This is a genomic window from Pseudomonas sp. R1-15, assembly GCF_051132085.1.
In the GTDB taxonomy this organism is placed as follows: Bacteria; Pseudomonadota; Gammaproteobacteria; order Pseudomonadales; family Pseudomonadaceae; genus Aquipseudomonas.
In genome coordinates this window covers 2603302-2617638 of sequence record NZ_CP071660.1, presented here as the reverse complement: position 1 = coordinate 2617638, position 14337 = coordinate 2603302, and the positions used below count along the sequence as shown (strand labels likewise).

Annotated in this window: 2 protein-coding genes; both read right to left on the bottom strand. The window is 64.2% G+C overall.

The genetic code is table 11. The annotated features are described in order from the left end of the window. Window positions 1-3 precede the first annotated feature (3 nt). Window positions 4-9468 carry an amino acid adenylation domain-containing protein gene (locus tag J3P97_RS11930; protein WP_434674245.1) on the bottom strand — a complete coding sequence of 3155 codons (9465 nt, stop codon included), beginning with the start codon at window positions 9466-9468 and terminating at the stop codon, window positions 4-6. A gap of 43 nt (window positions 9469-9511) precedes the next feature. Beyond that, window positions 9512-14326 carry an amino acid adenylation domain-containing protein gene (locus J3P97_RS11925; RefSeq protein WP_434674244.1) on the bottom strand — a complete coding sequence of 1605 codons (4815 nt, stop codon included), beginning with the start codon at window positions 14324-14326 and terminating at the stop codon, window positions 9512-9514. Window positions 14327-14337: the final 11 nt, after the last annotated feature.

Here is a 14337-nt window from a genome sequence, read left to right as displayed (position 1 = left end):
TCCTTACTCTTCCATCTCTGATAACAGGCGCTGCATTTCGTCCAGGGCTTCGTCGGTCGAAGGCCCCTGGGGCTTTTCGATCTGCTCGGCGAGCGCCGCGATCGTCGGGTTCTGGAACAGGCTGCGCAGCTCAAGCTTGACGCCGAAGCGGCTTTCGACCTGGGTCATCAAACGCATCGCCAACAACGAATGCCCGCCCAGCTCGAAGAAGCTGGTGAAGACCCCGACTTGCGGCAACTCGAGCAGGTTCTGCCAGATGTCCGCCAGTTGCTGTTCCAGTTCATTGCGCGGTGCCACGCCCTGGATCGCCACGGGCTGCGGTGCCGGCAATGCCTTGCGGTCGATCTTGCCGTTGGCGTTGAGGACAAAGCGCGGTTGTTCGATGAAGCCGGCCGGAATCATGTAGCCCGGCAGCACACCTTCGAGATACCGACGCAGCGCCGCCTGATCAACCGGGTTCGGCGTTTGCAGCCAGGCGAACAGGCTCTGGCTGCGCGAATCGATCATCACCACGGCTTCTTCGACGCCTGGGTAACGGCGCAGCAGCGATTCGATTTCGCCCGGTTCGATGCGGAACCCGCGTACCTTGACCTGGAAATCACCGCGACCGACATAGGCCAGTCGCCCGTCGTCGCGTCGGCGCACCAGGTCGCCGGTGCGGTACATGCGGCTGCCGGGTTCGCCGGTATAAGGGTCGGGCAAGTACGCCGCCGCCGTGATGGCGGGCGCGTGTTGATAACCACGGGTGACCCCGGAGCCGGCGATATACAGTTCGCCAGTGGCGCCCAGCGGAACCGGGCGGAGCATGTCGTCGAGCACGTAGCAACGGGTGTTGAGCAAGGGCGCGCCGATGTCGGCGACGCCGGACGGCACGTCTTGCAACGCCTGGGTGGTCGACCAGACGGTGGTTTCCGTCGGGCCATAGGCGTTGATCAACGTCACGCCTCGGCCGCGCAATTCGTTCACCAGTTCACCCGGCACCGCCTCGCCACCGATCAGCCCACGCAACGGTGGCCAGTCAGCCTGGCCGGTCTCCAGCAGGATCTGCCAACCGGCCGGTGTCGCCTGGAACACCGTGGCCCGACGCAGCAGCGCGAACAGCTGGTGCCCATCGACCACCTGCTCGCGCCGCGCCAGCAGGATCGCGGCGCCGTTGACCAGCGGCAGGAACAGCTCCGGCTTGCACATATCGAAGGCGTACGTGGTGCTGGCGAGCCAGACATCCTCGGCACCAAGCGGCAGCAAGCGATCGAGACCGGCCAACAGATTGCTCAGGTTGCCACGGGTCACCTGCACACCTTTCGGTGTGCCGGTCGAGCCCGAGGTGTAGATCACATACGCGCGCTGCCGCGGGTCCACCGCCAGCGTCAGGTTGGCGTCGCTGCTGGCATCCAGCGGCAACTGATCGAGCAGGACGTGATCGACGCCGGCCAAGGCCTCGGCGCAGAGACTTTCGCCGAGCACTAGGGCTGGACGCGCGTGATCGATGATGAAGCGCAGTCGTTCACTCGGGTGTTGCGGATCCAGCGGCAGGTACGCCGCGCCCGCCTTGTGAATCGCCAACAGGGTTGGCAGCAACCACGGGCCGCGACTCAGGCAAACGGCAACCAGATCATCAGTGCCGACATTGCGCGCACGCAGCCAATGGGCCAATCGATTGCTGATGGCGTTGAGTTGCGCGTAGTTCAGTTGTCGGTCCTGGCAATCGACGGCCAGCGCTTCAGGCGTCAGGGCAGCTTGCCGTTCGAAGCGGGCAATCACGTCCATTGCGGCGGTCAAGGATTGCGCGGGCCGGTTCCACGGCCGCTCGGCGAGCGCATGGTCGGCATTCGCCAGGTCGATGTCCCAGAGGCGCGCCTCGGGTTGCTCGAGCATGCCTTCGAGCAGGTAACGGAACTCATCGGCGTAACGCTGTGCGGTATGTGCCAGGAACAGGTCGGTGTTGTATTCCAGCACGCACTGCCAATCCTCGCCCTGCTGTTCGATATGCAGGCCGATGTCCACCAGGGCGCTGTCGCTTTCGACGTTCAGGCGCTGTGACGGCAGCCCGGCGAAGCGCTGTTCGAGCGCTGCGTTGGCATCCCGCTGGATCAGGTTGAACAACGCCTGGAACAGCGGCGTGTGGCTGAGATCGCGGCGCACCTGCAACGCTTCCACCAAGCGCTCGAAAGGCACGTCGGCATGCTGTTGCGCCGCCAGGTGAGTGGCTTGCAATTGTTGCCAGAACTGCTCGACCGATTGTTGCGGGTCGATGTGGCTACGCAGGACCTGGGTGGTGGCGAAGTAACCGATCAGGTTATCCGTGTGGGCCTGATGGCGATGGGCGACCGGTAGGCCGACCCAGATTTCGCGCTGTCCGGAGTGCCTGGCCAACAAGGTTTTCCAGGCCGCCAGCAACGGAGCAAAAGCGGTCAAGCCGTGACGTTGTGCCGTTTCGCGCAGGCGCCGGACCAGCGCAATCGGCAGGTTGAAGCGCAGCCGCTGGCCGTTGTAGCCCTGCTCGGCGGGCCGCGGCATGTCGGTCGGCAGATTCAGCACGGGCGGCTCGCCCGCCAGGGCGTCACGCCAATACCCGAGCTGCGCTTCGATTCGCGCGTGCCCGGCCGGGCTCTGCCAGCTGGCCGCGATATCGGAGAATTGCAGCGGCAGCGGTGGCAGGCAAGCGTCGCCCCCTTCCAGCAAAGCCTGGTAGATCAGTTGCAGTTCGTTGAAGAGAATCTCCAGCGAGCGTGCATCAGCGATGATGTGATGCACGGTCACTTGCAGCACGCTGCGGTCGTGGCCTTGGTACACACGCACGCGCCACAGCGGCGGCGCGGTGAGGTCGAACGGACGCTGCGCCTCATGGCTCAGTTTTTGGGTGAAAGCGCTCGATTGCTCATCATTTTCCAGTGGCTCGAAGCTCAGCGGCATGACGTCGAGAGCCTCGACACGCTGGCGCGCACCCTCGGCTGTTTCGCTGAACAGCGTTTGCAGGCTGTGTTGACGAGCAACCAGTTGCGCCAGCGCCTGCTCCAGCACGGCCGGTTGCAAGTTGCCAGCCAGGCGCAGGGCCAGGGACAAGTGATAGGCCTGGGTATCGCCCTGCAGGCGATCAAGGAACCACAAGCGTTGCTGGGTGAAATGCAACGGTGCCAAGGTCTCTTCGAAAGCACGCAGGATGCCGTCGGCCTCGGTGCTTGCCTGGGCCAGCGTAGCGGCCAGGTCACGCAGCAGCGGTTGCTCGAACACGCTGCGCAATGGCAGGCGCCGGCCATGCTGTTCGGCGATCCGCGCGACCAGTCGCGCCGCCAGCAGCGAGTGTCCGCCCAAGGCAAAGAAGTTATCGTCGGCGCCCACCTCGGTGCATCCCAGCAGCTCCTTCCAGAGCTCGGCCAAAGTCAGTTCCCACTCACCCGCCAGCGCGCCATGCTGGCCGTCACGCTGTCGTGGTGCCGGCAGGGCCTTGCGGTCGACCTTGCCGCTCGGGCTCAACGGCAGCGTGTCGAGACGCACAAACTGGCTGGGCAGCATGTAGTCCGGCAACTGAGCGCCAAGGGTGTCACGCAGCAGCGCTTCATCCAGCGCATCGCCTGCGTAATAGCCCACCAGCCGCGCCGACTCACCGCTGCCCAACAACACGACAGCCGCCTCGCGAACCCCATGGATGCGGGACAACAGCGCTTCGATCTCACCCAGTTCGATACGGAAACCCCGCAGCTTGACCTGGAAATCCAGGCGTCCCAGGTAATCGAGACTGCCATTGCTGTTACGCCTGACCCGGTCGCCGGTACGGTACATGCGCGCGCCGGCCACGAAAGGATCCGGCAGGAACGCCGCGGCGGTCAGGCGCGCAGCGGCGAAATAACCCCGGCCCAGGTTGGCCCCGGCCAGGTACAGCTCACCGGGAACACCGGCGGCCACCGGTTGCAAGTCGGCATCGAGAATGTACGCGGCGGTATTGGCCACCGGCTGCCCGATCGGCACCTCGGCGCCGGCTTCGTTGCCGCTGCGCACTTCAAAGGTACTGTAGACGGTCGCTTCCGTCGGCCCGTAGCCGTTGATGACCTCGGCTCCCCTGCCCTCGATGGCTTCGGCCAATGCGCACGGCAAGGCCTCGCCACCGGAGATGGCGCGCACGCCTTGCCAACTGCGCGAAGTATGCGCCACCAGCATCCGCCAGGTGGCCGGCGTGGCCTGCATGACGGTGGGTTGCCCGGACAGCAACAACTGGTCGATGGCCTGCGGGTCCCGCGCCTGTTCGCGATCGGCCAGCAGAATACTGGCGCCTCGGGCCAGGGGCAGGAGCAACTCGACGATGGCAATGTCGAACGTCGCAGTGGTCAGCGCCAGGACCCGGTCCCGGGGCGTCATCGGCAGGACCTGCTCGACAGCCAGCATCAGGTTCATCAGGTTGCCACGGCTGATCGCCACGCCTTTGGGCTGGCCGGTGGAACCCGAGGTATACAGCACGTAGGCGAGCTGACCGGCGACGCAGGTCACTGCATTGAAGGTGTCGGTTGAAGCGCTGGCATCAATGTCGAGCAACGGCAGGCCGCTGTTCCACTGCGCCAACACACCGAGACTCGCCGCCGTGCCCAGGCACAACGTGGGCCGGGCCGCTTGAAGAATGTAGCGGCCACGCTCCGGTGGCGTGTCCTCGGCCAAGGGCACATACGCAGCACCGGCCTTGAGCACCGCCAACATGGCCATTGGCAGGCGCGCGTCGCGAGGCAGGCTCAGCGCAACGCGGTCTTCGATACCGACGCCCTGGGCCTGCAACTTCGCCGCCAACCGCTCGGCGGCCTGATCCAGTTCGGCGTAGGTCAGCTGTTTATTGCCTGCCACGACGGCAATCGCCGCGGGCTGGCGGGCAACCTGAAGCGCAAAGGCCTGGAGGATGTCCTGATGACCGTTCACCGTGCGACCATCAATCCGCGCAAGATCCCGCTCGGCCGGCTGCCATGCCAGCTCACCCAACGGCTGATCGGACTGCTCGATCAACGCGTCGAGCAACGCCAGGTACTGTGCGGCCATCGCTTGCACAGTCTGTTCGCGGAACAGGTCGCTGCTGTACTGCAAGCTCAGGGTGATGCCGTGCTCGCTGTCGCGCACATCCAGGTGCAGGTCGCACAGCGCGCTGTCCGGACGATTGTCCAGCGGTTCGGCAATGACGTCGGTGAGGTCGAAACGCTCCAGGGCATTGCCTGGGAAATAGTTGAACATGACCTGGAACAGCGGGTTGTAGCTCACCTGCCGAACCACGCCGAGTTGTTCGATCAGGTAATCGAACGGCAGATCCTGATGGGACTGGACCGACACGGACAGCGCCTGCAATTCGCTCATCAGTTGCAGCAGGCTGCGCTCCCCGGAAAGTTTCCTGCGGTACACCAGCGTGTTGACGAAGCAACCGACCAGAGGCTGCAACACCGCATGGTGCCGGTTGGCCGCTGGAACACCGACCAGAATGTCGTCTTCGCCGCTGCGACTGCGCAACAGCAACTGGAAAGCGGTCAGCATCGGGATGAAGTTGCTCCAGCCGTGCCGAGCGCTGAAGGCCTTCAGGCGGGCTGCCAGATCTTCGGGCAAGCGTCGCTCGACGCGCCCTCCGGCCTGGCTGGCCTGGGCAGGTCGGGCAAAATCGGCCGCCAGGTCGAGCACTGGCAGTTCACCGGACAGTTGCTCGCGCCAGTAGGCCAGCTCTTGCGCGCACGCCTTGCTGCCCATCCACTGGCGCTGCCAGACAGCGTAGTCAGCGTATTGCATCGCCGGGGCGAGCTGTTGAGTCGCCTGGCCCTGGCGGCGGTTGCGATACTGCTCGCACAAAGCGTCGATGATCAGTTGCAGGGACCAGCCATCGGCAACGATGTGATGGCAGTTCAGCGACAGGACCAATACCTGCGGCGCCAGGCGATACAGCCGGGCGCGCAGCAACGGCGCCGCTTCCAGCGCAAACGGGGTCATTGCATCCTGACGCAGCCGATCGTGCAGCGCGTCCTCGCTTGCCACATCGATCAGCGGCAAATCAACTTCGGTCTGCGCCAGGATCACCTGGCTCGGCCCTTCGGCCCCGCTGACAAAGCCGCTGCGCAGCACCTCGTGCTGGTCGACTACCGCTTGCAACGCCGCACGCAGATCAGCGACATGCAACTCGCCGGTCAGGCGTACCGCGCCCGCCAGGTTATACGCCGGGCTCTGCGGATCGAGTTGCTGCAAGAACCAGAGACGTTGCTGGGCAAACGACAGCGGCAGCTTTTCCGGCCGCGGCAGCAGGGTTGGCGACGGTTTTACCGTACCGGCCTGGCTTTCCAGCCAATCGGCCATGGCGGTGATGGTCGGGCGCTCGAAGACCACGCGCAACGGCAAGTCCTTGCCTGTGAGTTTGCCGATCAGGCCAATCAGTTGAGTGGCCAGCAGCGAATGGCCGCCGAGTTCGAAGAAATTGTCCTCGACGCCCACCTGTTCGAGCCCGAGCACGCTTTGCCAGGCTTCCACCAACTGGCCTTGCAACGCGCTGCGGGGTGCCACATAGCGGGCCTGGCTTTGCGCGGCGAAATCCGGAGCGGGCAAGGATTTGCGATCGATCTTGCCGTTGCCGTTGAGCGGGAAACGCTCCAGCAACACGAATGCACTCGGGATCATGTAGGCCGGCAGATTGCCCAGAACATGCTCGCGCAACGCCTCGATGCTGCACGCGACCTCAGCCACGACATAGGCCACCAGCACCTTGGAGCGCTGCTGGTCATCACGGGCCACCACCACCGCTTCCCGTACCCCTGGGTAACGGGTCAGGCAGGCTTCGATCTCGTCCAGTTCGATACGGTGGCCGCGGATCTTGACCTGATGGTCGGTGCGTCCGACGTATTCCAGGTCCCCATTGGGCAGGAAGCGCGCCAGGTCGCCGGTGCGATACAGGCGCGAACCGTCGTTGGCGATCGGATCCGGCAGGAACACCGCCGCCGTGCGCGCCGGGTCGGCCATGTAGCCGCGCCCGACGCCGACACCGGCGACGAAAATCTCGCCCACTGCGCCAACCGGTATCGGTTGCAGATCAGCATTGAGCAGATACAGGCGATTGTTCAGCGTGGCGCGCCCGATCGGCACGTTGATGCTTTGTTCCGGCAAACGCTCCAGCAGCGGGTGGAAGGCGACGTCATCGGAGCATTCGGCCGGACCGTAGGCGTTCATCAGCGGGATCGCCGGATAGCGCTCGAACCAGCGTCGCGCCAAGGCTGGCGGCAAGGCCTCACCCGTGGCAAGAACCCAGCGCAGGGGCGACGTCTCCAGGCCGGCGTCAAGCAGGCTTTGCATCAATGACGGCACCGCTTCGAGGATGCTGACGCCATGCCGGCCGATGGCCGTTGCCAGCGCCTCGGGGTCCTGTACCACACAGTCACCGAGAATCACCGTGCGTGCGCCCAGCACCAGGCCCGCGAGGGTTTGCCAGACCGAGATGTCGAAGCACTGCGGCGCGGTCTGGGCGATCACGTCATTCGCATCGAGCCCCAGCCCCGGCAGTTTGCCCAGAATATTGTTGAGCATGCCCGCCTGGGCCACCATGGCGCCCTTCGGCGTGCCGGTGGAGCCGGAGGTGAAGATGCAATAGGCCAACGAGTCGCCGTGCACCGCGATGTTCAGGTTTTCATCGCTGTAGCCGCTCAGCACCGAGGGGTCATAACGCACGGCCTTGGGCCGCTGTTCGAGCAGATCCAGTGCCTGCATGGCCAACTCACCCTGCCCCGCGCTGTGCACCAGCAACGGCGTGCGGCTTTGGCGCAGCACCTGGGCCAGGCGTTGGGCCGGGTTGCGTGGATCGAGCGGCAGCCAACCGGCACCGGCCTTGAGCGTGGCGACAATCATCACCACCAGGTCCAGCCCGCGCTCATCGAACACCGCGATCAGATCGTCGCTGCTCACACCTTGCGCACGCAGGTGCCGGGCCAGCCGGTTGGCGGCGCGGTTCAACTGATCGAAGGTCAGGCTGTGCTCGCCATGCACGACGGCAATGCGCTCGGGCGCCTGGCGAACCCGTTGTTGAAAGCGCTCGATGAACAACGGTTGCAGCAGCTGTTCATCGGCCGCCAGGCCTCCACCGGCCCAGACCTGGTGCTGATGGCGGATTTCACTTTCATCGAGCATCGCCAGTTGATGCAAGGGCGTCGCGGCGTTCGCGCCCAAGGCCTCGCCCATGTTCAACAGCAGGGCACGGAAATGCCGCAGCATCTGCTCGACTTCTTCACGCAGGAACCAGTCAGTCTGGTAGGTCAGTTGCAGGTGCAGGCGTTCACCCGGCACGATGACCACCGTGATCGGGTAATTGGTGTGGGTGCGGTTGGCCATGTCGCTGATCAGGTAGTCCAGCTGCCCCTGGCGCACGTCGGCGGCAATGGGCGCGTTCTCGAACACGAACAGACTCTGGAACAGGTCCTGGCGCTGCACGTCGCTCCAGCGCTGGATGTCGGCCAGGGACACACTCTCGTGTTCACGCAGGCTCAGGTTCTCGGTCTGCAAGGCTTTCAGCCACGGGCCAAGCGCGTCATCCGGGCGCCAGCTCCAGCGCAGCGGCAAGCTGTTGATGAACAGGCCGACGATGCTTTCCATACCTTGCAGGTGGACCGGACGACCGGCGACGGTGATACCGAACACCAGGTCGTGATCGCCGCTGTAGCGCGCCAGCAACAAGGCCCAGGCGCCCTGCACCAACGTATTGAGGGTAAGACCGTGCTGCGCCGCGACGTTTTGCAGCGCCAAGGTCTGCTCAGGCTGCAGAAACTCGACACAATCCTCGACCGGTTCACTGGCGCCCTGGATGCGGCCGACATGGCCGAAGCCGAACTCGTTTGGCGTGTCGAAACCCGCCAGGCGTTGTTGCCAGAAGGCCTGGTGATCCTCCGGCTTCTGGGTTTCCAGCCAACGAATGAAATCGCGATAGGGACGGGGCGCCGGCAGGTTCAATCGACGGCCTTCCTGAGCGGCACGGTAACCGTTGAGGAAGTCCATCATGATGATCGAGAAGCACCAGGCATCCATCAGGATGTGGTGGTAGCTGCGCACGAACTGATAGGTGTCGGGCGCCAACTTGTACAGCCTGACCCGCATCAGTGGCGCCTTGGTGAAGTCCAGCCCTTCAGCGCGTTCCGCGCTGAGCAACTGCTCCAGACGCGCGTGCTGTTCGGCGTCGCTCAGGTGCGACCAATCCTCATAAGTGATCGGCAGTTCGACCTGCTTGTGCACCACTTGCATCGGGCGCTTCTGCTGCTTCCAGACGAAGGAGGTGCGCAGCAGTTCATGGCGTTCCACCACTTGCGCCCAAGCCTGGCGGAACGCCGCCAGGTCGAGGTTCGGCATGACCATGACGTGCCGGTATTGCAGCAGATACATGCCCTTGCCCGGGTGCATCAGGCTGTGGAACAGCAATCCTTGCTGCATGGGAGCCAGCGGGTAAATAGCTTCGATGTTGCGCGAAAGAGCTTTGACCTTGTCGTTCATGCTGACGGTATCCGAACCTGTAATGTTTGGGGACGCAGAGGTTTCACTGTTCGAGTTGTTCGAGCAGCCCCAGGAATTCATCGTCGGACAAGCCGGAGTCGGCGAAATCCGAAGCCGTGGCGCGGCCAACCGAGGGCGCCTGGCAATGCTCCAGCAAGGCTGTAAGGCGCTGCTGGAACTGCCGCGCCAACTCGCCCACCAGCGCCGGGTCATGGACCTGCGGCGCATAACGCCACTCCACATGCAACTGCCCTTCGTTGATCAGCGCCGTCACGTCCAGCCAATGCGTGCGACGCGTGCTCCCGGCGCGCATGCCTGGACACACCGGCCGCGCCAGGCGCCAGAGGCGTGAAGCGCCGATCCATTGGTCGACCCGCCCCAGGTAGTTGAACGTCAACAGCGAGGCCGCAGCCAGGCCGTGCGCCGGATCCTGGCGCAACAGACCGTAGCCGATGCCTTGCTCGGGTACGCGGCGCAGGGCTTCCTTGGCCGCGATGATCGAGGGCTCCAGATCCCAGGAAGTGTCGACCGCCAGTGGATAGCGGCTGGTGTGCCAACCGATCGAGCGGGACAAATCGGGGGCCTGCTCCCAGCCGCTGCGGCCATGGCTTTCCAGCTCAAGGGTGACGCGCTCGCGACCCTGCCACTGGCCGACGACGCCGGCCAAAGCCGCCACCAGCAAATCCTGGACCTGGGTGCCGTAGGCGGCGTGGCAGTCGCCCAGCAACAACTGCGTCTGCTCCGATGAGAGTTGCGTGTCCAGCGTGCGGCTTGCGCCGTAGGTATTCGCCTGTTCGGGGACAACGCCCTCTGCACGCAGTTGTTCGTGCCAGTAATCAACCTGGGCCAGCAAGGCCGGCTCGCGGCGGTGCTGCTGCAGGGCCTCGCTCCACGCATGGAAACCCGCCGAGACGGCCGGCAACGCCAGGTCCGGTTGCAGGTAGAGACTTTCCAGCTCCTCGAGCAGCACCTGCCACGACACTGCATCGACGAGCAAGTGATGCGCCGTGCACAGCAGCTCCCGGCTCTGGGAGAAATACACCCAGCGAATCAACGGCGCCGTTGCCAGATCGAAGCCTTGCTGCCACTGCTGCAACAGCGCTTCGCTCAGGGGTTGCTCCTCGACATGGAACAACCCGTTGACCTGGGATTGAGAGAACGCCTGGTAACGTTGTTGCCAGCCCTGCGCCGAGGCTTCGAAGACCAGGCGCAAGCTGGCGTGACGCTGCAACAGCGCGCCCACGGCCTGGGTAAACCGCGCCGGTTCCAATGGCTGGTCCAACGCCAGCAGCAACGACTGGTTCCAATACCCGGGCTGGTTTTGCTCCTGGGCGAAAAACCATTGCTGGATCGGCGTCAGGGCAAATGCCGCAGTGGGCTCGAGCTCGGAAGGCTTGGCACCCTCCTTCGCCGCGCCAAGGTCAACCACGTGTTCGGCCCAGCCGCGTACGGTCGGGAACTCGAAAATCTGCTTGGGCTTGAGCTGCAGGCCCTGCTGCTTGGCGCGGGCGATAATCTGTAAACTCAGGATCGAGTCGCCACCAACGCTGAAGAAGTTGTCATCGACCCGCAGCTCCGGGTTATTGAGCATCTCCCGAGCGATGTCGAGCAAGCGCTGTTCGAGACTGCGCTGCGGTGTCTGCACCACTCGCGCCAAGGCGCGCACGGTCTGTTCGGCGAACAGCTGCTTGGGCGTCATCAGGATGTTCTGCTGGCGCGCCAGGGCAATGATCTGCAAGCCGAGGATTGAGTCGCCGCCCAAGGCAAAGAAGTTGTCATCGGGCCCCAGGTCGGAATTGCCGAGCAGCCCGCGCCAGATGTCCAGCAATGCGCTTTCAACCGCGTCCAACGGCTGATCGAGCGATGTCTTCGCCGGCGCCTGGGCCGGCGCCTGCTCGTCCCATCGCAGCAATGCCTGGCGATCGACCTTGCCGTTGGGCAGCAAGGCGAAACCCTCGAGACAATGCCATTGGGCCGGTTGCATGTAGTCCGGCAGTTGCGCTTGCAGGGCAGCTTGAATGTCGGGCAGCGCGGCAGCTGGCGCGACCAGAAAAGCTACCAGGCGATTGCCGGTCAACGGCGAAGGGCTGTTCAGCACCTGCACATCGCCGACCTGCGGCATCGCGCGCAATCGAGCCGCGACTTCGGCCGGTTCTACCCGGTAACCGCGGATCTTCACCTGCTCATCGAGCCGACCGAGAAACTCCACCTGCCCTTGATGATTGATTCGAACCCGATCGCCGGTGCGATAGCCGTGCCGGCCAAAGCGGGCCCGGTCTGCGTCGGTCGCGCTGAGGTAGCCCAGCGCAACGGTCGCCCCCTGGACGTACAGCTCGCCACTGACGCCTGTCGGCAAGAGTGCGCCGGCGGGCGAACGCACGCTGACCTGGACATTCGGCAGGGGTCGACCCAGCGGCGCTGCGCCGCGGGTATCGACCTCATGGGTCAACACCCCGACGGTGGTTTCGCTGGGGCCGTAGTGGTTGACGATGCGCAAGTCCGGCTGCAAGGCGCGCAAGCGTGAAACCAGTGCCTGGCCCAGGGCCTCGCCGCCGGTCACCAGGCACTGGCGCGGCAACAAGCGCTGCGGATCATTGGCGACCAGCAAGGCGTTGAGGTGCGACGGCACGATTTTCAGCAGGTCCACGGGCTCGCGCTCAAGCACCGCAGCCAGCTCCTCGGCATCGAAAGCCAGCTCCTCGGCCAGCAGGCGCAGGCGCCGACCACTGAGCAGTGCACCGAACAACGCCGTGTGCCCCAGGTCGGTGGCGCAACTGGCCAGGCTTGCAAGGCTGGCATCGGCGGACAGGTCCAGGCGTTCAATGCACCCGGTTACGTAATGAATCAGGTTGGCCTGGCTGACCGCCACGCCCTTCGGCCGTCCGGTGGAGCCGGAGGTATAGACGACGTAAGCCGGCAGGTCTGCGGCCACGGCTGCGCGCAATGGCGATTCGCTGGCCAACAACGCGGTTGGCAACGACAGCCACCGTACCGGTTCAGGCAGCCATTCGGGACGCTGGCCCTCGCCCACCCAGACCCGGGGCGTGGCATCCTCGCAGATGTCCTGCAAACGCGACTGTGGCCACTGCGGATCGAGGGCCAGGTAGGTGGCGCCGCACTGCCAGGCCGCGAGCATGTGCATCACCAGCTCGCGGCTGCGGGGCAGGCACAAGGCGATGCGAGCACCCTCCAGGTTCGCGCCTGTCTGCAAGCGCTCGCCACGGGCAACCACCGCTCGGCCCAGCTCGGCATAGCTCAATGTGCCTTGTTCGTCTTGCAGGGCAATCGACTCAGACTTGTGGGCGCACTGCTGGGCGAACGCCTGCCAGGCGTTGCTGACCGGGACCGGTAGGTCCTCGCCACTGAGGATCGATCGTTGCACGGACGGTAGCCAGTCGAGCTGGGCAAAAGGTACGTCCGGCTGGTCGATGACCGCGTGGACCAATGCAACGAACTGGTCGCAATAACCCTGGACTGTTTCGTGACGGTACAAAGCCTTGCTGTAACGCCACCGACAGAGGAAACCCTCCTCCTCATCCACCACAACCATGTTCAGTTCATGGGCCGCTCCACGCTGTTCCGACAACACCGGGTCCACGTACTGGTGAAAAGGCGCGGCACGTTCCTTGTTGAGCGTGAACATGTGCTGGAACAGCGGCGCCTTGCCCGCCTGACGCTCAAGGTTCAACTGCTTGACCAGGCGCGAGAACGGGTAGTGTCGGTGCGCGAGGGCCTGCTTGACGGTGGCGTCTACCTCACGGGCCCAGTCTCGACTTGAAAGGTCTGGCTGCAAGCGACAGCGAACCGGCAGCGAGTTGACCAGATAGCCCGGCAAATTGAGGTGTTCGCGTCGCAAGCGCAGACCGCCGGCCGTACCCAGCACAAAATCGTCTTGCCCGGACAACACCCCGAGAAACTGTTGAAACAGCGAGAACCACCAGACGTAAGGCGTCACGCCCCATTCACGGGCCCGGGCCCTCGCCCTCGCCGTGGTGGCGGGATCGAAGCGAACCGGCAGCTCCATCCCTTCGAATGAGCGGTTACCGCCAAAGGCGAAATCCGTCGGCAACTCCAGCGTTGGAGCTTCGCTCAGTTGTGCCTGCCACCATGCCAGCTCCGCATCTTCGGTCGCCTCGCTACGCACGTGCAGCTCACTGTTGTAGTTGCGATAGGCATCAGGATTGATTGCAGGCAACGGCTGACCATCGACCTGTGCGAACAGCTCGTTGAGCACGATATGGAACGTGGCCGGATCGGCAGCGATGTGATGGATCACCAGCAGCAGCGTGAGCTCGGTATGACCGTCCCGGGCGTTGCTCAGCACCACACCTCGGCTAACTTCACCGGCCTGGAGATTGAAAGGCCGGTCGGCCAGTTCGGCAATGCGTTGCTGCAAGGTATCGGTGTCCGCCGCCTGCAAGGCAACCCACTGCAACGGCTGGATATTTTCGCTACGACTCCACTGCACCAGGTCGCCGTTGCGTTCACCGTAGGCCGTGCTCAACACCGGGTAACGCCGCTGAATCGCGGCCCAGGCGTCTTGTAGGCGCCGAGGCAAGTCCTCCGTTACGAACTGCGCCTTGATTCGTCCTGCGTAAGCAAGGTTATAGGCACAACTGTCGGGTTCCAGTCGCTGTAGAAACCAGAGAGCCTGCTCATTGTCGGTCAGTGGCCGCGCATCAAGATAATCGGGATGCAGGGCCAGCCATTGCAACACTTCGTGCTCTCGCGAACGGAGCTCAGCTTCAAGTTCATCCGTCAAAGCACCTTGCGACCCGGGCACGATGTCCAGTTGACCTTCGGCTTCCGATAGGCGAATTCCACGCAGCCAGCAGCGATGCATCAGGCGATCGAGCATTTGATGTCCTT

Bases quoted from the DNA above. Each gene is read 5' to 3' on its own strand.
- J3P97_RS11930 (WP_434674245.1), bottom strand. From the start codon at position 9,468: ATGAACGACAAGGTCAAAGCTCTTTCGCGCAACATCGAAGCTATTTAC.
- J3P97_RS11925 (WP_434674244.1), bottom strand. From the start codon at position 14,326: ATGCTCGATCGCCTGATGCATCGCTGCTGGCTGCGTGGAATTCGCCTA.